Here is a 21,058-nt window from a genome sequence, read left to right as displayed (position 1 = left end):
ATTGCGACACGGATTTCATTATGTATATTAAACGAATTGGTGCTTGCATTATTTTACACTTTACTCCATTAAAGATGTCAGTCACCTTAATGGAGTAAAGCGTCTGCCCTTTAGAGGTTTTCGTTTTGTTGTTTTATTTCTTCACCTGCTATGCCTTGATTTGCTTCTTCTTGCTCTTTGTGTTCATTAACTGAGTCACCTGCATAATAAGCATTTGTACTCTGTGGTGCATAGCTACTTACATCAGAACGTATCGTATATTCCTCCTGCTCTGGGCTATTCGTTAAAGTCGGCTTATTTTCAGCAAAATTTTTCCGTTTCACTTTTTACTTGCACCTCCAAAATAGTTAATGTCTTTTTTTATAGCTGTTTTTGTAGACTTTTTACCATTACTTATCGTTTCTAAAAAAGATAGAAATATGTATTAGATTAATGCTTAACAAATAACAATAGAGACTGACTTATTTCGTCAGCCTCCATTGTTATTTAATTATGCTGTTTGGTTTTCAAAAATGCCCTGTAAATACGAATTCACTTTCATAGCTGTTTCGTTTAATTGGTCATTAATTGGTAAGCTATACCTTACTAACGTTACATATAAGAAATATGCAATAAATTCATGATAAACAACATGGCTATTTTCAGCCATAAAAGAAAGTGAACCTGTTATCGATAAAGAGGGTGTCCCATTGACATCAATAACGTATACTTTTCCATCTTCTCCTTCTCTTAAATCTAAGCGAATAAGATCTCGCCCTCCGAGTGCTTGAAATACTTGCATCGCAGTATCTTTTATTTTTGCCCCAACAGAAGACGTTGTAGAAATAATTTCAAACTCACTTCTCGATTGATGTTCAACCTTTTTAACTTCTTGACTTCGAACGTTAAATGCTTCTGGAAAAGCAATTATAGGTAAAACATGCGGTACCCCATTTCCGATAACCCCGACTGTGTATTCTCGACCTGGCAAATAGGTTTCAGCAAGGATTGGTTGGTCACCAATCAAATTACGTAATTGCTCTAGTTTATATACTAATTCGCTGCGATTCCTAACAATCGATTTCTCATCAATGCCAATACTACATCCTCCACCACACGGCTTAAGAAATACTGGGAAACCAACGACATATTCAACACGTTCTATATTTTCTACGTCTGCCTGTCTCTCATTAAAAACAAAGAAACGTGGAATAGAAATATCTTTTTGCCCTAATTTTTCATAGGTTATATCTTTATTCCGACATGCTTCCATCGTTTCAACATTGGAATGTGAATACGGTACTTCATGCGTTTCTAGTACCTCTCGAATACTTAATGCACCTGATCCATCATACAAACTTTCTGGTTCACCCAAGAATCCTTCCGCAATTACAAAAGCTACATCTGGTCTAGAATTACCAATCGCTTCTGTTAATTGCTCTTTATTAAATAGATTTAGAGGAATTACTTCCATTTGATAAGACTGAAAAATTTCTGTTAATTGATGAATGGTTTTTGTAGAAGCACATTCACGAAATGCCTCTGTTCTTTCCTCATCAGGTACCCAATTATAGACGAATAAAATTCTTTGCGTCGTCAATTCCTATTCCCCATTCCAAATGTTATTTAAATAAGAAAATTATACTCAGATCTAAACCAAGAAGCAATATGAAAATTAGTTTGAAAATAATTTTTTTAAAAGTTATTTTTCGCGAACTTTGTTATTTTTAAACCGTTTAAGTTAACCTCTTATTCACCATTTCCATCCTAATTTATTGTATAATGTAAACTATGGTATAAAGTTTAGGAGAGGGTGTAAATAATTGGCTAAAACACATACGTTTACATTGAGGGAAGAAATCGTTAATGCCATTACACATGGTATTGGCGTATTATTAAGTATTACTGCGCTCGTTTTCCTTATCATTTTCTCAGTCAATCAAGGGTCTGCATGGCATACTGTTAGCTTCTCCATTTACGGGGCAACGATGATCCTTCTTTATGTTTCTTCAACATTAGTTCACAGTTTCCCTAAAGGAAAAGTTAAAGATTTATTTGAAATTTTTGACCACTCAGCTATCTACTTATTTATTGCTGGCACATACACTCCATTCACGTTAGTTGTATTAAATGGCGCTCTCGGCTGGACATTACTTTCTATAGTTTGGGGACTAGCCATCGTCGGAGTTGTATTTAAATCCTTTTTTACAAAAAAATTTTTATATTTATCAACTATCCTTTACATTGCAATGGGATGGATTATAGTCATTGCATGGAAGCCACTGGCACATACCCTTCCTTCTGAAGGGATCATGCTGTTAATTTTAGGAGGTATTTTTTATACTGTTGGTACTGTTTTCTATGTATGGCGAGGATTTCAGTTCCACCATGCAGTATGGCATTTATTCGTCTTAGCAGGGTCGATAGCCCATTTTTTTGCTGTTATAAAGTATGTATTACCTATAACTATTTGAAATAAGAAGAGGCTGATAATGATCAACCTCTTCTTATTTTTATTTATTTATATGGGTCATTATGAGCATTTTCTTGATTATGAAAGTTGCCCATTACCAACAATATATCTTAACTGAACGAGTTAAGGTATCACAGCTTCATTTTTACAACATTCTAATGCTCTAGTCCTTTACTCATTTCCTCAAAAACATCATCAAGTGATGAAAAACCTCTTAAGTCGCCATTATCAGTTTCAATGATCCACTCATTTTTTTCTGGTCTAAAGAGTCCCTCTTCATTTCTCACAAAAGGAGTATGTGTCATAAAAACTTCTCCGTCTTTTCTAATCGTATACCCAATGTAATAATGGTTACCTTCTCCTTGTTCTTCAAAAATCCCGATATCTTCAACTTCATATTTTTCCATAATTGGCCTTAAAGATTGATTCATTTCCTCTAATATTTCATCACGAGATAAATACTCCATCACTAAACCCCTTTACCGTTTCATTTATAGTCTTAATATGTTTCAATCTCCATAATTTTATTAATATCCCCTTCAAAGAAATGAGGCACATTAGGAGTTTAGTGTAACTCTTTAATTATGATACTGTTCATACTCCTACTCCTTTTCCCCTAAAACAGTAGATATTTCCTAAATAAATGAAAATTCAGTATCTGCTTTCATTGATAAAATAAACGCTTTTAATAGTTCTTGAGTTACCTCTAAATCAGCAAGATCGATCACTTCAACAGGTGAATGAGCATACCTTGAAGGAATCGACAACACACCAGTAGGAATACCTTTATTCGCTAAACTAACTGCCCCTCCATCAGTTCCAATCCCTGGAAATACTTCATGTTGAAATGGGATGTTTTTTTCTTTTGCAAGATAAAGTAGGTTTTCTTTGACCTTCGGATGAGAAATTAAGCTAAAATCAATAATTTTTACCCCAGTTCCTCGACCTAAATGAAGCGTTTGGTCCATCGTTTCTTCTGGAGTATCACTCACTGCAGTCGTATCAATCGCTATCGCTACATCTGCTTCTACTTGTCTTGCAGCCACTTGTGCACCACGGAGTCCTACCTCCTCTTGAACAGTAAAAATAGCAATAACCTCTCCAGTGAAGTTAGCTCGTTGTAGATCTTGAAGTGTCTTAATGATAACCGCACATCCAGCACGATCATCAAAGCCTTTACCAACCACTCTGCCTGTATGCTCATTCCCTAGAAACTCTATAGATGGTGCCCATGTAATTGGATTGCCTACCTCTACCCCTAACTCTTCTGCACCTCCCTTTGATGTTGCTCCAATATCTATGTATAGCTGCCTATGGTTGCGAACTTTTTTGGGATCATCAAACTTGGCAAAATGGGCTGAGATCGTCCCAATTACCCCTGTAAGTAACCCAGATTTTGTTCGAACTTGAACTTTTTGCGCAAGTAATATTCGGTCATCATGTCCTCCTAATTTTTCAAAACGAATTAAACCGTTGCTTTCGATTTTTTTTACAATAAAACCGATCTCATCCATATGTGCAGTAATTATCGCTTTAGGACCAGGAGTAGCTCCTTTTTTATACGCAATAACATTGCCTAACCCATCGACCTTTACTTCGTCAACGACATCTTCAATTGTATTTTTTATCCACTTAGCTACCGGTTGCTCGTAACCGCAAGGACCATGTAATGAAGTTAATGTTTTTAATAGTTCGTACATTGCCATACCCTCACTTTAAATATTATTTAGGAACACGAATGATTATAAATTATACCATATTATTCATTTTATTTTTTTGAAAGTTATGTATAATATAATATACATAATGTTTGTTATATTATATTCTGTTAAGGTGGTGTCATTATGAAAGGTATTTTAATTGGAATCCTAGCTTCTTTCTTTTTTGCCTTCACATTTATTCTAAACCGCTCAATGGAACTCACAGGTGGAAGCTGGATCTGGAGTGCGTCTTTACGCTTTCTCTTCATGCTACCTTTCTTTTTTTTAATTGTATTTTTTAGAAGGAATGTAAAGCAGCTATTCTTTGAAATGAAACAAAATATAAGTGTATGGTTGCTATGGAGTTTCGTAGGATTCGTTCTTTTTTATGGACCTATTACATATGCAGCAGCCTATGGTCCAAGTTGGCTGATTGCTGGGACTTGGCAGTTCACGATTATCGCTGGTTTGCTTCTAACTCCTTTATTTTCTAAAATGGTACTAACAGATAGCGGTCTTAAAAAGGTTAAAAATGAAATTCCAACAAAAGCACTAATGATCTCTTCTATTATTTTTATAGGGATTTTATTTATTCAAAGCACACAATTTAAGCATTCGAGTTTAAACATCTTACTATTAGGCTTTTTCCCAGTAATGATCGCAACCTTTGCTTATCCTTTAGGTAATCGTAAAATGATGGAAGTATGTGGTGGCCGATTAGACACCTTTCAACGTATACTCGGAATGACGATTGCTAGTATGCCATTTTGGTTACTATTAGCTGGTTATGGGTTACTTACAGTTGGACCACCAAGTGTGACCCAAATACAACAAACCTTTGTTGTAGCAATATGTTCTGGTGTTATAGCAACTTCATTATTCTTTTTTGCAACTGAGTTAACAAGACACTCCCCAGAAAAACTAGGAGCAGTGGAAGCGACACAATCCACTCAAGTTATTTTTGTTATGTTAGGAGATATCTTATTGTTAGCTTCCCCCGTACCAAACACCATAGCTTTAATTGGTGTATTCATTATTATGGTTGGTATGATGTTGCATAGCATCCTGTCAAACAAACAACAAAATGAATTGAAAAAAGCAGTTTAAAAAAGGCTCTTTTCTCAAAGATTGTTGCTTTTAGCTTTTGGACCGTAAGCCAAGCGGATGCTTGGCTCTTCACGCATAGCGTGAAGGTTTTGAAAATAAAATAGCCGTTCAGACAAATGAATTTGTCTTGAAAAGCCTATTTTATTTTCAAAAAACGGTCCAAAAGCAACAAAGTTTACGAAAACAGCCTTAAAAAATAAAAAATAAAAAAATAGACAAGTTCCTCCCTCTTAAATGCATATAGTGTACTAAGCATAATTTTAAAGGAGGCAGCTTGTATGTTGATTGTTATTAAAAAGAAGTGGTTTTTTCTTGCCATTGCCGTATTATTTATTGGATTCAGTTGGTATCTTTTTAACTCAAGAGCGGCAACTGAGGCAGGATCACAATCAGTTGCAAAGGAATTTGAAGTCCATATGGTTACGAGCGAGATAAAAACGAAAACAGAAGATGGCAAGGAAATTGAATCTTATCGTTGGGATCCTGGTACAATATATATTCCTAAAGACAAAAAAGTTAAGTTGTCAATTTATGGAGTAAATGGAAAAGAACATCCTTTCATCATCGAAGGAACTGATATTAAAGGGACTGTAAAAAAAGGAGAGGAGACTATCCTCAACCTTCATTTCACTGATAAAGGTGTTTATCGTCTAATTTGTACAACTCATGCTCACATTGATCACAGTGGCCCTATGATTGCGTATCTGATTGTCGACTAACCATAAAGTTAAATAGGCTGTCTCAAAAAGGTGTTCACATACATATGTTTAACTATGTACAGAACAACATCTTTACTGAGTTAGCCTATTTTTTTTACAAATTTATGTAAGCTTATCTATTTTAAATCTATACCATATGAATACTATTTTTCTCTATCAATATCATGATAATAGTACTTCTACTTCATTGACTTCTATAAAATCAAGGTGTTATATTGAATTTGTGGAATAATTCCAAAAAAACACATCAAAAGGGCTGATAGAGATGGTTGAAAATAATCAAGACATCGTAGAATATCTTTCTTCAGCGGATGATATTAAACAAGCATTAATTAATTTAGACCCTACCACCCACCTAGCAAGAACTGCATTAGAATATGCCATAAACAATAGTATGATTGATGTACTAGATCACTTAATAGAAAAACTATCAGCTTGTGAAAATGAAGAAAGTCAAAATTGGGCTGAAGTCTATCGAATTGATCGAGAGGTGGTCAAAGGAAATTTAAGCTTGATAGAGGCTACTAGTACATTAACATACATAAGAACTGAATCTAAGGAAATTAATACTTTTAGGAAAGTACTTCAGTTGTACAATTATTATGATTTAAAAAGCTTTGAAATGATATCAAGTATGAGTGAGCTAGTACGTAAAGAAATAGAGCAATTAGAAGATAGTTATATGAAAAGTTCGTTACTTACTAGATTCAATTTAATTATGCAATCAGTTTACGTTCACTTAAATCAATTAGAATTATCTAGAGACTATGGGAAACTAATTATTAATAATGAAGTTAACGAACTAGCAAAAGGTATTGCTTTTCGCAGTTTAGGTAACTCCTTTATTCAGTCTAGCATGGATTTTGCTTTGGAGTTTCTTTACAAATCAAAAGAGAAGTTTCTGAATTTAAGACATCATGTTGAATTAACACATACACAAAGAAGTATTAACTTTGCTCATTGTTATTGGAATAAGCCTGAAAAGTTCAGTAGAACATCACCTTATAATGCACTAGAAGAAAAACAAGGGTATGCATTTTATTTAATAAAGACTAAAGATTTTCAAGAAGCTGAAACTCTCCTAAATGAAGTAAAGCAAGAAATCTCTAACGATTTTCAATTAGGGTTCCATTATTATTACAGAGGTCTACTAGAAAATAGTGAAAAGCGCTATTATGAGTCAGTTACACACTTTAAAAAAGCAGGAGATTACTACTATAGAAACTTACCTTTACTAGAATTAAAAAAGCTCGGGGTAAATAAAGTAGTTCTCGATGCTTTGCGTGTATAACAATAAACATCAAACAAGAAGGAGAATATATTTATGAAAAAGTTTCTTTGTGGTTTATTTTTACTTTCAGCCCTATTAGTCAGCTCACCATTAGTGGATACTGCTGACCCTAGTGGTAGTCCTAGAATTCAAAGTTCAGATCTTTCGTAAAACAAAAAACAGAGGATACCCTCTGTTTTTTGTTTTACGTCTTAATTTTTATATAGCCACGGTCATCTGTACTCAAAGTGTCATTAACAAACAAATAAAAAAGGATTATAGTACTTCCTCATACATGTGCTCAGATAAGACTCTTTTAATTCCCTCAGGGATAGGCTCTGATTTTTGGGTCTCAAAATTAAAATTAACATACGTTGAGGTGCCTTTTGCACAAACAACCCCATCTTGTTTTATTTCTTCATACACTTCAAAACTAGAGTTACCTATTCTTGCAATCCACGTTTGCACGATTACTGGTCTACCATAGAAAATTTGACTTACGTACTCTACATTCATTTTCAAGATAACACATCGCCAGTTTGAAAATGATAAATCTGGTGTAAACAATCGAAAGATATCATCTCTCCCTGACTCAAACCAAATTGGAATAGTTGTGTTGTTAATGTGTCCAGCTCCATCCGTTTCTGAAACACGCGGCTCAATGATCTTTTCAAACATTTTTACACACCTCTATCGTTTCCATCTTCTAACACGATTACAATAGTGACCCTTCATATGCTGCTGAATAAATTTCATAGATGGCGTCCCATTTTAATTCGACTGGACTTCTTGCTAATAATCTCGTTTGCTTTACTGCATCATCCGTGAGCAAACTAATATGTTTCTTCTCAATACCATACTCTTTCAAACTCGTAGGAAGATTTAATTGTTTATTAAGATTGAAAAGTGTAGCCACACACCTTTTTGACATTTGCTCCTTACTTTCTATTGGTTGAGCTTTTGGACTTAATTTTAAAAAGATATCTGTCAGCTTTTCTTGACAACCTTCTCGAATATAATGCATTACATAAGGAAGTAATACCGCATTTGACTCTCCGTGCGGTAACTTAAATCGGTTTCCAAGCGGATAAGCAAGCGCATGAACACCACCTACTCCGGCATTATAAAATGCAAGACCCGCCATATAACTAGCAGTACACATTTGCTCTCTGGCTTTTTCATTACCCCCATTTGAGAACGCAGTTACCAAAGACTGTCCAACAAGTTCGACTGCCTTTATCGCAACGCCATCAGTAATATCGTTAGCATTGACCGAAATGTACGCTTCAATTGCATGAGTTAAGGCATCAATTCCTGTAGCTGCAGTTATTTTCGGGGGAACAGACATCGTTAAAAGTGGATCAACGATCGCTACATCTGATAATAAATAGGGATGTGACACAACATCTTTAGTTCCTTCTAAAGATAATACAGAAATGTCTGTTACTTCAGAACCTGTACCAGCTGTTGTTGGAATCATAACCTTGGGCAATCCCTTATATTGTATTGTTTTGGTGCCCGTTAAATTTAAGTAATCCTTCACTTCACCATCATTGCCGGCTAATACTGCTCCTAATTTAGCTAAATCAAGAGCACTTCCTCCGCCAACACCAATGACTAACTCAAATTTTCCATTTCTTATGTGTTCAACTAATTTTTCAGCAGTTGAAAGTGGTGGCTCTGGAACAATATCAGTGTAAATTTCTATAGTATATGACGAGATGGATTCTAATGCTTTTGAACAAATTCCAAGGTCAACTAAGTTTTTTTCAGTAATCACAATAATTTTACTTACGCCTAATTTCTGTACTTCATTATAAAGATTATTAATAGCCCCAACACCTACATAACTTAATTCAGGAAATATAAGTTTTGAATACAAAAAGCGTCCTCCTTATTTTGTAAATTATTCCTATATTCTTCTCTTTCCATCTTAATAAATCCTTTAAAATAAACGTGATTTTATATGAATAAGACAGAGGATATAAAAAAAGGCTCTTTTCTAAAAGATTGTTGCTTTTAGCTATTGGACCGTTAACCAAGCGAAAGCTTGGTTCTTCACGCTTTGACGTGAAGCCTTTGAACATAAATCAGCCAGATGGACAAATGAATTTGTCCATTAGGGCTGATTTATGTTCAAAAAACGGTCCAATAGCAACAAAGTTTACGAAAACAGCTTAAAAAAATGAGGCTGTCTCATCTATTTATGAGTCAGCCTCTAGTATTGTAATTCGATATAATTTACCGGTTAAATTATGCTTCAATTTTACTTAACGTTGTTGTAAGAACTGGTACGATTTGCTTTTTACGAGATACAACACCTTTTAACGTAGCTGTGTTATTAGTTAGTTTCACGTTAAATGCTTGTTCCACAGCACTTGTAGCTTCACCTATAGCAACACCAACTGAATCGTTATTTAAGATATCAGTCACTACAAAGAGGAATAGATCTAAGTTTTTATCAGCAACTACTTTTTCTAAAGCTGCTTCTAGTTCGTCTTGACGTGCAAGTACATCATTCGTATCTACTACATTCACTTGAGCAATTTCAACTTTTTTAGAACCCATCTCAAATTCTTTTGCATCAAGTGAAATCAGTTCGGCAATTGTCTTTTCACTTAAGTCCGCACCCGCTTTTAACATCTCTAAACCGTAGCTTTCTAAATCTACTCCCGCAATCTCAGCTAATTCACGAGCTGCTGCAACATCTTGATCAGTGCATGTTGGTGATTTTAATAATAAAGTATCTGAAATAATCGCTGATAGCATTAATCCAGCCATTTCTTTAGTTACTTCTACACCATTCTCTTTATGTAATTTATTTAAAATCGTTGTCGTACAACCAACTGGCTCAGCTCGATAATACAATGGATCACTTGTTTCAAAATTTGCAATACGGTGATGGTCAATAACTTCAAGTACACGAACTTCATTGATATCATCTGCACTTTGTTGACGTTCATTATGGTCTACTAAGATAACACTTTCTACTTCCCCCGCTACTTTTTCCACTAGGCGAGGAACTTCTACTTGAAAATGGTCTAACACAAATTGTGTCTCTCCATTTAATTGACCTAATCGAACAGGTTCAGCGTTCAGTCCAAGTTTATTTTTTAATTCAGCGTAAACAATAGCAGAACAAATTGAATCGGTGTCTGGATTTTTATGTCCAAAAACAAATACTTTCTCCATTATTAATCCTCCTAGTCGTTAGTAGAAATTAAAGGAAACCACTCCATATACAAATGATTGCCCAAATTATAGTTTATCACATACTCGGTATCTTTCACTCACAAAATTTCAAATATACATGAATATCACCTGATATTAACATTCGATTTTAAAGCAACTTGCCGATTAATTAAAGGATTGTGAAGAATTTCGTCCTATTTTGTAGTATTTTTATAGGATTATAAGATAAATTCATATTTTATTTCGTAATAAGTTAATTTATCAAGATATCCACTTGTATCGTTTTTTCATATTTTACTAGATTATGATTTAATAATTTAGTCTGTAAATTTTTCTTAAAAAACTTAAAAAGTAAAGGAAGTGTATGATTTGGATAGTAGTGATAGGTCGATTTTTAAAGTTTCAGTAGGTATAGCTGCCATTTTTGTAGTAATAGGTGTGCTGATTCCTGATCAATTAAGTACGGCAATGGGAATTGCCCAAAGCTTTGTTCTCGAATCATTCGGATGGTTTTATCAGTTAGTCGCAACATTTTTCCTCGGGTTTACGATTTTTATGATCTTCAGCAAATATGGAAAAATTAAGCTAGGGAAACAGGAAGCCAAACCTGAATTTAGTCGTCCTACTTGGTTTGCCATGTTGTTCTCTGCCGGGATGGGAATTGGACTCTTATTCTACGGAGTTTCAGAACCGATTGCCCACTTTACAAACCCTCCACTAGGAGATGGAAGTACCGAACAATCCGCCATTTTAGGAATGCGTTATACATGGCTTCACTGGGGTTTACATGCGTGGGCTATTTATGCAATTGTTGCGTTAGCTCTGGCGTATCAAAAATTTAATAAAGGAGCACCTGGATTAATGAGTGCAACACTTTATCCTGTGCTTGGTGAAAAGGTGAAAGGTCCCATCGGTCAAACGATTGATGTCGTAGCCGTTTTTGCAACATTGTTTGGTGTAGCAGCCTCCCTTGGTTTAGGCTCACAGCAAATCAATGCAGGGTTAGAATACTTAATTGGTATCCCTAATAACTTTATGGTACAAATGGTGATCATGGCGATTATCACTATTCTTTTCATCATCTCAGCAAACACAGGAATTTCACGTGGAATTAAATATTTGAGTAACGTAAATATGTCCATTGCTACGTTATTATTCTTTACTATGCTAATTCTTGGCCCTACTTTGTTCCTCCTCAATATGTTTACAACAAGCTTAGGTGCGTATGTGCAGAATGTAACTCTTATGGGGTTACGTATTTCTCCATTTGATGCTAATGAATCAGCATGGACTAAAAGCTGGACAGTCTTCTATTGGGCTTGGTGGATTTCGTGGACACCGTTTGTTGGTATGTTCATTGCCCGTGTTTCTAAAGGTCGAACGATTCGTGAGTTTACGATAGCAGTCCTTTTAGTACCATCACTTGTATGCGGTCTTTGGTTTACTGTATTTGGAGGAACGGGCATATATTTAGAGCTAATTCAAGGATTAAACGTTTCTGGACAAGGTCTTGAAACAGCTTTGTTCTTTGTGTACCAACAATTACCATTTGGCATTTTATTATCAATTTTAACCATTGCATTAATTACGACGTTTTTCGTTACATCTGCTGATTCTGCAACCTTCGTATTAGGTATGCTAACTACTGGAGGAAAGCTAAACCCTTCTAACCGTGTCAAAGTGACCTGGGGTGTCATCTTAGTTGCTTCTACCCTGGTATTAATGGCATCAGGTGGTTTAGCTGGGTTGCAGACAGCGATTATCGTAAGCGCCCTACCATTAACTTTTATTGTATTAGTGATGAGTTATGGATTAATAAAAGCTCTTAATCAAGAGCTAAATACAGATAAATCAATTAAACAAACTAAAAAAGAGAAGCTGTTGTCAAAAAAAACAGCCAGTTAACAACATTATCGTTCCAAAACTAATAACGTCCCAAGTGAGGAGGAATCACTCGGGACGTTTCTCATAAGTAATGCTACAGAAAACAAAGAGTCGACTTTTTGTTTTTTTCACTTAACCCTTTAAGATACATTAATATGTTTATATAATTTCCTCTCTAATTCTAATAAAATTTCTTTTCCTTCACTTTCACTTACTAATTTTAATCGAATAACAAAATCTATTGTTTTAGAAAGTCCGAAAATATGTGTATTTAATATTTCTTCATACATTGGACGGGTTGGCACTTCCATTTTTTCCTTTTGTACGATCAATAAATACTCAATCTTATTCGCTTCATTTCTCAATAAATTCAGTGCTCGAGCTTTTATACCAACATTCGCTTCTTCCATAAAATACCTCCCCTTAAACTTTGTATTGTTATACCATATTATTCTCCTGTGATTTCATGCATGGGAATTTTTATCTTTTTAAAGTTGTTGTTATTGACTTTAATCACAACTATTATGAGCTGGAGAGTGGTTTTAAAAAAATAGCATCAATTTTTTATAAAAGGAGAATACTAAAAAAATGTTTTGACCATTAGGTTTATTCTTTAAGGCGAATGGTAAAACATATACTATACCCTACTAGAGGTAAAAAGGAGGTTAAAATGTGTCCGAGCATTTTATAGAATTAAACGAAATGTTTCAAAGAACTAAAGACGGTATACATAACTTCATGAATATTTTGACACCACGGATTGAAAATGCAAAAGATGACCATGAACGGCTTTATTATCACCATATTTACGAAGAAGAAGAGCAACGGCTTGATCGACTTAATGCACTCATACCGAAAATTGAGTATTTCTTAGAGCATAATGTACCTAAAACTGCTGAAAATACAGACTTCATTCGTTTGTTGCAAGATATTAGTCTTGAAAAATTTGGGTTACATAACTTTCTTGAACATCTAGATTTATCACTGTTTTCATTTAAAGATACTGAATACGCCGAACAATTACATCAAATGCGGAATATTACAGATAACGATTACCAGAGCATTAAAGGAATATTAAATGATTTAAATCAACAATTTGATGGTGCTGCTTCAGCGGCTGGTTCTATACCGACAGATGAGAAGGAAAACGTTCATGATAACTTAAAGATCGAAAAGTATACCAATACTAAGGCAGAACCACATTCCCATCAGCCTAGTCAGCCAGTCAAAGAGAATAAAACATTAAAAAGATTAACAGTTGGAAGTTTGAAAGAGAATTAGGAGGTTATGAATATGAATAAATTACAAAGGTATGATGAAGCACCTTTAAATCAAAGTGAATGGGACAAATTGGATGAAATTGTTATTGAAAATGCTCGTCGAAATTTAATTGGGAGACGTTTTATGGACATCTATGGCCCGCTTGGTCAAGGAGTTCAATCGGTTGTAAATGATATTTTTGAAGAAACTGAACGTGGAAGTATAAGTTATCACGGTGAAGAACTAGATATGTCATCCTCTACTCAACGTATTCACCTTAGTATTCCGCTTCTTTACAAAGATTTTGGTTTATACTGGAGAGACATTGAACAAGCAAGAGCATTAGATATACCTATTGATTTTTCACCAGCTGCTAACGCAGTAACACAGTGTGCTTTACTAGAAGATGATCTGATCTTTAATGGCTCAAACGAATTTAATGTTCCAGGTCTTACAAACGTAAAAGGACATTTATCTCACATACGTTCTGATTGGATGAAATCAGGAAATGCATTTACTGATGTTGTAGAAGCACGAAATAAGTTACTTAAAATGGGACATAGCGGCCCGTACGCTCTCATTTTATCTCCTGAATTGTATGCATTACTCCATCGTGTTCACCAAGGTACAAATGTACTCGAAATTGAGCATGTACGTGAATTAGTCACAGATGGTGTTTATCAAACACCTGTCCTTAAAGGACAATCAGGCGTTCTTATTGCAACTGGCCGTCATAATCTTGACCTTGTCATTGCAGAAGATATCGAAACTGCCTATATGGACAGTGAAAATATGAACCATCTATTCAGAATATATGAGTGTATCGTACCGCGAATTAAACGTCCTAGTGCTATCTGTACATTAGAAGACCCTAATGAATAAATAAAAATGGCTGTCCCATAATTAAAATGGTGTCAGGCACCTTTAGTACAGTAAAGGTGCCTGACACTTTTCTCTTGAATCGAACGACATTTTTATTGTTTTTTACGCGATTTTGTTAACTTTATTACTAATCTTGAAAATCAATTCTTGACCAATTTCTTGATCATTCTCTATAGGTTTAACACCAACATCTTCAATAATTAATTTTGCTTCTTCAAGAAAAGGCTTTGTATATGCACCTTGGTCCGCTTTAAATAGTCGTTTTAAGTATTTTACCTTTTCTTTTACTTTCATTGCTCTGTAATACTTATTTCTTATCATAGCTACCTTTTTATGAACGGGTGATGTGATCGAACTAATATCATTTACATGGACGATCATACAAACACCATCTTCTGTCATAAATCCAATAGTGTAAAAAACTGAGCCCGAATAGTCTATATTCGTAAAAACAGGATTTCTAAAAACCTCTCCAGTTCTGAGTTTAATAGTTTCAGCCTCTATTCCCCCGCCAATTTTCCGCTCATTAGAAAGAATTGTATAAAAATCATGGAAACCGTTGATTGAATTGTTCATATTTCCATCCCCTTACCATTGAGAATAATACTCATCTCTAGTGATATTGATTATCATTCTATAGTAAAAATGGAGAAGCGTCAATGTACAATCGTTGCCAATATAATAACGAATTAGAAAAAGACCAACCAATCCACTAAATTATTATATTCTTACATGTATTTTATTACACATCACCCATTATTATGTTATAGTTTTATTAATCGCAATTAACGATAGCCTGACAGGCAAGTCGATACCCAAAATTAACTTGATCCTGCAATTTTTTTTGTTCCTGTGTTGTTACCTCTTTTAAACACGAATTGCCGGACATTACCTTAACTGTACATTTCCCACACGATCCTTTTTTACATTTATAAGCTAATAACTGATTTTGATCTAGCGCTAAGTCTAAAAGTAAACGGTTCTTCTGATTTGGAGTGATTGTAAAAGTCTTAGAATTTTGCATTACTTCTATCTTTTGTTTTACTTGTTTTTCCTGCTTAAAATCATTTTTTGGTTTAAATTTAACATCCTTCATTTTAGTTTCAGAGAACTTTACAGGTTCTACTTTTATTGTTTTAAGAGAACCAACTGTCAGTTTACGTGTTTTCATAGCTCTTCACCTCAATTATTAATACTCTTTTCCAAAGCATAGCCAAAAATTAGAAGTTTTATGATGGTTCAGTTTAGAATTAGTTAGCTTATTCAAGAAATTCAAAAGTTGGGGCATTAGTCTTACATTAATTTCAACTGTTAATAAATGAAGAAAAAGTTATATTTATACCCATTCTGTGTAATCTAAAATATGAGGTGAAAAAATGATAAAGAATCAGCCCGACAGTAGTTTTGACTTACATACACATCACGAGCGTTGTGGACATGCAGAAGGTAGCATCGAAGATTATATTCAAGCTGCTATAAAAAATGGCTTAGATGTAATAGGAATTGCTGACCACGCTCCTTATTTCCATATGGAAAAAGACCAACCCAGCCCTGGAATTACAATGGCTAAAAGTGATTTTCCTCACTACGTAAATGAAGTTGTATCCTTAAAAGAAAAATACCGTGATAAAATTCAAGTACTACTCGGCATTGAGTGTGATTTCTTTCCTGGACAAATGCAAAATTATGAAAAGGAATTAAAAAAATATCCGTTTGATTATCTTATTGGTTCTGTTCATTTTGTAGAAAACATTAGTATTTTTAAAAAGGGACGATGGGAAGGATTAACTGCGGAACAACAAAAAAAAACGAAAGAAGAATACTACCGCCTCATTGAGCTTTCAGCCCGAAGTGGATTGTTTCAAATTCTCGGACATATAGATGCTATGAAAGGCTTTTTTCCTGCCTTTTCTACGATTGAATCTGATGTAATTGAAAAAACCCTCCCCATAATTGCAAACCATGAACTTGCGATAGAAATTAATACATCTGGAAAAACAAAAGACTGCGGTGGTTGGTACCCATCAGATGATATATTGGAAAGAGCTCTTCATTATAACGTCTCAGTTACTTTTGGTTCTGATGCACACATTCCTGAACGAGTTGGCGACGAATTTGATCTCGTAAAACAAAAATTAAAAGAAATTGGCTTTAAAGAATGGGTCTACTTTATTGATAAGAAAAGAAAAATTGTATCACTATAAGAAAACCTAATACTAAGCACTGCTAAGCTATAGTTATCTTAATTCAAAGAGCCAGACACTCAATACACGAAGTAAAGTATCGATCACTGGCTCTTATCATAAACTATATAGAAACATCAAACTCATTATTCTCCATTAAAAAAATTAAGCTTTTAACCTAGAATCTTTTATCGTATTAGTTTGTTTTGTTTGATAATCTAAATGAAGTTTCATGCAACCTAGTGCTCCACATAAACAAATGAATGCCGAAAGTAGAAATGCCACGAAATAATCGTTTGTCATTTCTATGACTACTCCTGTGATAACAGGGGAAATTATTTGACCAATACTAAAAAAAATAGTGATAAAGCCCATTGCAACTGGAACTTGAGAACTTTCAACAAAGTCAGCAACACTCGCATTCATAATCGTTGGGACTCCCCACAGCGTTAATCCGTAAAAAATAACTTCTAGTACAATAAATAAGGTTGACGTAGACAAAATTAAGGCAACTAACATTGAAAATTGGATGATTAAAACAAACGACAAAGCAAACATACGCCCAAACCTGTCAGAAACCCCTCCCCAAACAAATCCACTTATGATACTAGCAAGTCCTGCTATTGAAAAGAATAATCCCGCTATTCCTTTAGAAAAATCAAGATCCTTCATTAAGTAGTCCACTAAAAAAGTCGAAAAAATTAAATAGCTAAAGCCCCATGACATATAAATAAACCCAATAATCCAAATCTGTTTACTTTTATAAACTTGCCATTTGTCGTTTTGACGTGGGGGGCTGGAAGCATCGTGAGAATTTTTATCTGACTTAGACTTTTCTTCTCCTATTGCTTGAATCCCCAGTTCTTCTGGAGAATTTTTTAAGTATATCGCATTTATAATGATAAATATTACTGTTACGAGAGATAGAATATACCAACTTATCCGCCAACCTTCATCAGTAATATTAACAATAGAAGGAACAACAAGGCCACTTATAACAATCCCGAGTCCTAATCCACCCATCGCGGTACCAATTGCCATACCTTTCTTATTGTTAGAAAACCACCGCCCAGCAAGACCCATTGCAGGTATTGAAGAACCACCAGAGCCGATACCTAAAAGTAAGCAACCAAAATATGCTACCCAAAACGAATGTGCATTAGCACAGATAACCATAGCAATCGCTAGAATAATCATGGAATAGTTAATAATTTTTTTGGCACCAAATCTGATAACGAAATAACCTACAATAGAAACACTTACTAAATAACCAAGAAATGCAGCTGATGCAATTAAGCCGATGTGACGATAATCGAGTCCCAATCCTTCTCGCATAAACGGTAAAATTGCACCTAAGGAAAACCTCCCGAAACCTAAGCTTCCTAGCATTGTACAAAATAATAAGAAAAGAATGATCCACCCTTTATGTATTTGTCTCATTCTACCCTCCTGAACATTTTGACGTTGTTAGTTTTTACTTACTCAATGTTAAAAGCATTTTTTTAAATGCTTCTTTTTCATTAGCTGTGAAACTTTCCAATACTTTTTTATTTAGTTCTTCAACACAATTACACACTGGCTCTTCCAATTCCATACCTTTGCTAGTTAAAAACAATAGGCTTTTTCGGCGATCTTTCGGATCATTCTTTCTTGTTAATAAATAATTGTTTATCATTCGATCGATCACACCTGTTATTGTTGAGTTATCAAGCTTTAGTAAAGTTGATATTTCCGTCGAACTCAATCCATCCTTCTCCCATAGTAAATACAACACACCATATTGGACAGGGGTAATACCAAACTCTTTTAGTCTTAACTTAAACATTTGATGAACATTTTGTTGTGATTTTGCAAGAAGAAAGTTAATACAATCTACTAGCTTCAAAACCCTCACCTACCCTACCTATTATTTTATTTTTCGGATTATACTGATAATTCTACAGCCTAAACATATACTTTGCAAACAAATATTTTGCATACCAAATATATGTGAAGAATAATCTTTCTTAACTTAGTCGCCTTACTTATGAGATTAGACAACCTTAAACTTAATTATTTTAAATTTGCATTTAACCCTAACAAAGAGGGATTAAAGGCCGAATACCTTTAATCCCTCTTAAAAATAAAGTTTAAGCCAATTAATAAACGCTGTTTTGTTCACAGTTCATCACGTATATCAACTCTTTTAATAAGCAAACATTATCCTAATTTCTTTTGCTCCTTTGGTGCAATATGTAAGTCAGAGCATTTTCCTGCTTTTAGAATAAAGCTATCTGATTGTATTGGAAATTTCCCTTCTAATATCTTTGCAATGTTAATTAATTTATCGAGATCAACACCTGTATTAATACCCATTTCCTCGAACCCATGGATAAGATCTTCAGATGCAATATTGCCGCTTGCATTCGGTGCATATGGGCATCCCCCAAGGCCAGCAACTGAACTATCGAAGTCGGTTACACCTTCTTCTAAACCAGCAACAGCATTCGCAAATGCCATTCCTCTTGTATTATGAAGATGGAGAGAGAATTTAAGCTGTGGATACTTTTCCCTTAATACTCTTATTACTTGCTTTACTTTGAATGGGTTAGCCATACCTGTTGTATCTGCTAATGAAAGGTCTAAAATCCCCAAATCAATATAGCGTTCACAGATGGCTGACAACCTTTCAATTGGAACTTCACCTTCATAAGGGCAACCAAATGCGACAGAGATGGAACCGGATACTATAACTGTACTTTCACTAGCTCTTTTTACGAGTGACTCAAAACCCTTCATTGCATCAAAGGTTTTACTATTTGCATTGTTAAGACTATGAGAATCCGAAGCTGATAGCATTAATTTAACCTTATCTACTCCTGCTACAATTGCCCGATCTAAGCCTCTTAAATTAGGAATTAGTGCACGTAGCTTAACACTATTATTCCTTTTTATACCTTGTACGACTTCTGTTGCATCCTTTAATTGAGGAATTGCTTTCGGATGTACAAACGATGTAATTTCGATTTGTTTATAATTACAGTCAATAAGCTTATTGACAATTTCAATTTTTTCATCGGTAGGGATAGAATCAGGTAAACTTTGAAACCCATCACGTGGACATACCTCTGTAATTGTCACTTCATTTGGATAACTCATAAATAGCCTCCTATATTACCTTATCTTCTTTTAGTTTTTCAATCTCTTCTGGCCTAAGATTTAATAACTCTCCAAGGATCGATTCGTTATGTTCTCCTAGATCTGGTGCAATTTCCCGAATGGCTCCTGGTGTCTCTGAGAATTTAGGCACAATTCCTGGCATTTTAATTTTTCCAAGACGCGGGTGATCGACTTCTACAATGTTTTCTCTTTCTTTATAGTGGTCATCTTCAAAAATATCTTTAATACTATTAATTGGACTGATCGGTACCCCATATTCATCTAAAAGTTCTTGCAGTTCTTGTCTATTTTTAGTTTTTACCCAATCGGCAACAATGCCATTTGTCTCTTCAAATCTTTTAAGGCGTTCTGAGTTTGTATAGTACCTTTCATCCTCAAGCATATCTTCTCTCCCCATTGCCTGAGCGAGTCTTTCGAATGTACGATCAGAGCTTGTCACTAAAACAATCCAATGTCCATCCTTTGTTTGGAAAGTACCAGCAGGACTTGAGTGACCACTTAAGCCTGGTGACCTTTCTTTAATTTTTCCGTTTTGATCATACTCAGCCACTAAAAACTCCATCATGCGAAAAACTGATTCATATAATCCCATATCTACATACTGACCCGTACCGTTCTCATTAGCATCGCGGTAATATAAAGCACTTGCTGTTGCAAATGCAACGTAAATTCCAGTAATGTAATCCGTTAATGAAAAAGAAGGACTAATTGGAGGACGGTCCGTATACCCATGTAAATAAGTAAAACCACTAAATGCTGTTGCAGGTGTCCCGAACCCTGCTTTACTAGAATATGGTCCCGTTTGTCCATAACCTGTCACACGAATCATAATTAGATTTTCATTCTCTTTCTTTAGCTCTTCATATCCAACATTCCACTTTTCTAATGTACCTGGTCTAAAGTTCTCAATCACAACATCTGACTGCTTTACTAGTTTTTTAAGAATCGATTGCCCTTCTTCTTTATGAAGGTCTAGAGTGAGTGATTTCTTATTTCTAGCTAAACCAGGCCAGCGTAATGGTTCATCATTATGAAAAGGCCCCATATAACGTAGTGAGTCACCTTTGCCAGGCATTTCTACTTTAATTACTTCAGCTCCAAAATCCCCCAACAATGTTGCACCAAATGGAGCTGCGATCATCGTTGATAAATCTAGTATTCTAATTCCTGCCAGTGGTCCACCATTCTTTGTAACAGTACTCATTTATGATACTCCTTTCAAGATGCTAGTTTTTCCTTTTGTTTTGCTG

At 34.8% G+C, this 21,058-nt stretch carries 22 protein-coding genes; 8 read left to right on the top strand and 14 right to left on the bottom strand.

Features of this window, described 5'->3' with window-relative positions; all coding sequences use genetic code 11:
- Nucleotides 1–110: 110 nt before the first annotated feature.
- Nucleotides 111–323: a hypothetical protein gene (locus J0N78_RS17135; RefSeq protein ID WP_209124342.1), complete on the bottom strand. Its 213-nt coding sequence runs from the start codon at nt 321–323 to the stop codon at nt 111–113.
- A 167-nt stretch (nt 324–490) separates the two neighbouring features.
- Nucleotides 491–1,579, bottom strand: coding sequence for a D-alanine--D-alanine ligase family protein (locus J0N78_RS17130; RefSeq protein ID WP_209124291.1), 1,089 nt, complete (start codon nt 1,577–1,579; stop codon nt 491–493).
- Between the two features lie 223 nt (nt 1,580–1,802).
- On the opposite strand from J0N78_RS17130, the gene trhA reads away from it, so the two are divergent.
- A complete protein-coding gene (trhA, locus tag J0N78_RS17125; RefSeq protein ID WP_209124290.1) occupies nt 1,803–2,453 on the top strand; it encodes a PAQR family membrane homeostasis protein TrhA in 651 nt (216 codons plus the stop codon).
- Nucleotides 2,454–2,607: 154 nt separating this feature from the next.
- Here trhA and J0N78_RS17120 read toward each other — a convergent pair whose 3' ends face one another.
- Both J0N78_RS17120 and J0N78_RS17115 read right to left on the bottom strand, forming a co-directional pair.
- Nucleotides 2,608–2,919: a DUF5634 family protein gene (locus tag J0N78_RS17120; RefSeq protein ID WP_209124289.1), complete on the bottom strand. Its 312-nt coding sequence runs from the start codon at nt 2,917–2,919 to the stop codon at nt 2,608–2,610.
- 168 nt (nt 2,920–3,087) lie between these two features.
- Nucleotides 3,088–4,152, bottom strand: coding sequence for a M42 family metallopeptidase (locus J0N78_RS17115; protein WP_209124288.1), 1,065 nt, complete (start codon nt 4,150–4,152; stop codon nt 3,088–3,090).
- A gap of 144 nt (nt 4,153–4,296) precedes the next feature.
- Here J0N78_RS17115 and J0N78_RS17110 point away from each other — a divergent pair, with 144 nt between their 5' ends.
- The 3 genes from J0N78_RS17110 (at nt 4,297) to J0N78_RS17100 (ending at nt 7,269) form a co-directional block, all read left to right on the top strand.
- A complete protein-coding gene (locus J0N78_RS17110; protein WP_209124287.1) occupies nt 4,297–5,259 on the top strand; it encodes a DMT family transporter in 963 nt (320 codons plus the stop codon).
- Nucleotides 5,260–5,537: 278 nt separating this feature from the next.
- Nucleotides 5,538–5,978 (top strand): cupredoxin domain-containing protein, encoded by a 441-nt coding sequence (locus J0N78_RS17105; RefSeq protein WP_209124286.1) that lies wholly within the window; start codon nt 5,538–5,540, stop codon nt 5,976–5,978.
- A gap of 265 nt (nt 5,979–6,243) precedes the next feature.
- Nucleotides 6,244–7,269 (top strand): AimR family lysis-lysogeny pheromone receptor, encoded by a 1,026-nt coding sequence (locus J0N78_RS17100; protein ID WP_209124285.1) that lies wholly within the window; start codon nt 6,244–6,246, stop codon nt 7,267–7,269.
- A gap of 255 nt (nt 7,270–7,524) precedes the next feature.
- Here J0N78_RS17100 and J0N78_RS17095 read toward each other — a convergent pair whose 3' ends face one another.
- The 3 genes from J0N78_RS17095 to J0N78_RS17085 form a co-directional block, all read right to left on the bottom strand.
- Entirely contained in the window at nt 7,525–7,926 is a 402-nt protein-coding gene (locus J0N78_RS17095; RefSeq protein ID WP_209124284.1) for an acyl-CoA thioesterase, read from the bottom strand.
- Nucleotides 7,927–7,963: 37 nt separating this feature from the next.
- Complete coding sequence (locus J0N78_RS17090; protein WP_209124283.1) at nt 7,964–9,130, bottom strand: iron-containing alcohol dehydrogenase; 1,167 nt, start codon at nt 9,128–9,130, stop codon at nt 7,964–7,966.
- 371 nt (nt 9,131–9,501) lie between these two features.
- Nucleotides 9,502–10,440: a manganese-dependent inorganic pyrophosphatase gene (locus tag J0N78_RS17085; protein ID WP_209124282.1), complete on the bottom strand. Its 939-nt coding sequence runs from the start codon at nt 10,438–10,440 to the stop codon at nt 9,502–9,504.
- A 369-nt stretch (nt 10,441–10,809) separates the two neighbouring features.
- On the opposite strand from J0N78_RS17085, the gene J0N78_RS17080 reads away from it, so the two are divergent.
- On the top strand, nt 10,810–12,345 hold the full coding sequence (locus tag J0N78_RS17080; RefSeq protein ID WP_247747391.1) for a glycine betaine uptake BCCT transporter: 1,536 nt from the start codon (nt 10,810–10,812) through the stop codon (nt 12,343–12,345).
- Nucleotides 12,346–12,464: 119 nt separating this feature from the next.
- On the opposite strand, the gene J0N78_RS17075 is transcribed toward J0N78_RS17080, so the two are convergent.
- A complete protein-coding gene (locus J0N78_RS17075; RefSeq protein WP_209124281.1) occupies nt 12,465–12,734 on the bottom strand; it encodes a DUF1507 family protein in 270 nt (89 codons plus the stop codon).
- 262 nt (nt 12,735–12,996) lie between these two features.
- Here J0N78_RS17075 and J0N78_RS17070 point away from each other — a divergent pair, with 262 nt between their 5' ends.
- Nucleotides 12,997–13,605: an IMEF encapsulin system ferritin-like cargo protein gene (locus J0N78_RS17070; protein WP_209124280.1), complete on the top strand. Its 609-nt coding sequence runs from the start codon at nt 12,997–12,999 to the stop codon at nt 13,603–13,605.
- A gap of 12 nt (nt 13,606–13,617) precedes the next feature.
- A complete protein-coding gene (locus tag J0N78_RS17065) occupies nt 13,618–14,466 on the top strand; it encodes a family 1 encapsulin nanocompartment shell protein (RefSeq protein WP_209124279.1) in 849 nt (282 codons plus the stop codon).
- 102 nt (nt 14,467–14,568) lie between these two features.
- Here the strand turns inward: J0N78_RS17065 and J0N78_RS17060 are convergent, their stop codons facing one another.
- Nucleotides 14,569–15,042 carry a hypothetical protein gene (locus J0N78_RS17060; RefSeq protein WP_209124278.1) on the bottom strand — a complete coding sequence of 158 codons (474 nt, stop codon included), beginning with the start codon at nt 15,040–15,042 and terminating at the stop codon, nt 14,569–14,571.
- 199 nt (nt 15,043–15,241) lie between these two features.
- The gene (locus tag J0N78_RS17055; protein WP_209124277.1) at nt 15,242–15,637 is read right to left on the bottom strand and encodes a 2Fe-2S iron-sulfur cluster-binding protein; all 396 of its coding nucleotides are present in this window, start codon (nt 15,635–15,637) and stop codon (nt 15,242–15,244) included.
- Nucleotides 15,638–15,842: 205 nt separating this feature from the next.
- On the opposite strand from J0N78_RS17055, the gene J0N78_RS17050 reads away from it, so the two are divergent.
- Nucleotides 15,843–16,670 (top strand): histidinol-phosphatase, encoded by an 828-nt coding sequence (locus tag J0N78_RS17050; protein WP_209124276.1) that lies wholly within the window; start codon nt 15,843–15,845, stop codon nt 16,668–16,670.
- Nucleotides 16,671–16,814: 144 nt separating this feature from the next.
- Here the strand turns inward: J0N78_RS17050 and J0N78_RS17045 are convergent, their stop codons facing one another.
- The 4 genes from J0N78_RS17045 to J0N78_RS17030 form a co-directional block, all read right to left on the bottom strand.
- Nucleotides 16,815–18,089, bottom strand: coding sequence for an MFS transporter (locus J0N78_RS17045; RefSeq protein WP_247747390.1), 1,275 nt, complete (start codon nt 18,087–18,089; stop codon nt 16,815–16,817).
- Nucleotides 18,090–18,123: 34 nt separating this feature from the next.
- The gene (locus J0N78_RS17040; protein WP_209124275.1) at nt 18,124–18,534 is read right to left on the bottom strand and encodes a MarR family winged helix-turn-helix transcriptional regulator; all 411 of its coding nucleotides are present in this window, start codon (nt 18,532–18,534) and stop codon (nt 18,124–18,126) included.
- A gap of 314 nt (nt 18,535–18,848) precedes the next feature.
- Nucleotides 18,849–19,787 carry a hydroxymethylglutaryl-CoA lyase gene (locus J0N78_RS17035; protein WP_209124274.1) on the bottom strand — a complete coding sequence of 313 codons (939 nt, stop codon included), beginning with the start codon at nt 19,785–19,787 and terminating at the stop codon, nt 18,849–18,851.
- 10 nt (nt 19,788–19,797) lie between these two features.
- On the bottom strand, nt 19,798–21,012 hold the full coding sequence (locus J0N78_RS17030; RefSeq protein WP_209124273.1) for a CaiB/BaiF CoA transferase family protein: 1,215 nt from the start codon (nt 21,010–21,012) through the stop codon (nt 19,798–19,800).
- Between the last annotated feature and the right edge of the window lie 46 nt (nt 21,013–21,058).

The sequence above is a fragment of the Alkalihalobacillus sp. BA299 genome (genome assembly GCF_017745675.1).
Classification (GTDB): domain Bacteria; phylum Bacillota; class Bacilli; order Bacillales; family Bacillaceae_F; genus Alkalihalobacterium.
The sequence above is the reverse complement of the archived record's forward strand: the minus strand, read 5'-3'. Positions and strand labels throughout refer to the sequence as shown.

Coding starts and splice junctions, on each gene's coding strand:
- J0N78_RS17120 (WP_209124289.1), bottom strand. CDS start 2,919: ATGGAGTATTTATCTCGTGATGAAATATTAGAGGAAATGAATCAATCT.
- J0N78_RS17115 (WP_209124288.1), bottom strand. CDS start 4,152: ATGTACGAACTATTAAAAACATTAACTTCATTACATGGTCCTTGCGGT.
- J0N78_RS17110 (WP_209124287.1), top strand. CDS start 4,297: ATGAAAGGTATTTTAATTGGAATCCTAGCTTCTTTCTTTTTTGCCTTC.
- J0N78_RS17105 (WP_209124286.1), top strand. CDS start 5,538: ATGTTGATTGTTATTAAAAAGAAGTGGTTTTTTCTTGCCATTGCCGTA.
- J0N78_RS17100 (WP_209124285.1), top strand. CDS start 6,244: ATGGTTGAAAATAATCAAGACATCGTAGAATATCTTTCTTCAGCGGAT.
- J0N78_RS17095 (WP_209124284.1), bottom strand. CDS start 7,926: ATGTTTGAAAAGATCATTGAGCCGCGTGTTTCAGAAACGGATGGAGCT.
- J0N78_RS17085 (WP_209124282.1), bottom strand. CDS start 10,440: ATGGAGAAAGTATTTGTTTTTGGACATAAAAATCCAGACACCGATTCA.
- J0N78_RS17075 (WP_209124281.1), bottom strand. CDS start 12,734: ATGGAAGAAGCGAATGTTGGTATAAAAGCTCGAGCACTGAATTTATTG.
- J0N78_RS17065 (WP_209124279.1), top strand. CDS start 13,618: ATGAATAAATTACAAAGGTATGATGAAGCACCTTTAAATCAAAGTGAA.
- J0N78_RS17060 (WP_209124278.1), bottom strand. CDS start 15,042: ATGAACAATTCAATCAACGGTTTCCATGATTTTTATACAATTCTTTCT.
- J0N78_RS17055 (WP_209124277.1), bottom strand. CDS start 15,637: ATGAAAACACGTAAACTGACAGTTGGTTCTCTTAAAACAATAAAAGTA.
- J0N78_RS17050 (WP_209124276.1), top strand. CDS start 15,843: ATGATAAAGAATCAGCCCGACAGTAGTTTTGACTTACATACACATCAC.
- J0N78_RS17045 (WP_247747390.1), bottom strand. CDS start 18,089: ATGAGACAAATACATAAAGGGTGGATCATTCTTTTCTTATTATTTTGT.
- J0N78_RS17035 (WP_209124274.1), bottom strand. CDS start 19,787: ATGAGTTATCCAAATGAAGTGACAATTACAGAGGTATGTCCACGTGAT.
- J0N78_RS17030 (WP_209124273.1), bottom strand. CDS start 21,012: ATGAGTACTGTTACAAAGAATGGTGGACCACTGGCAGGAATTAGAATA.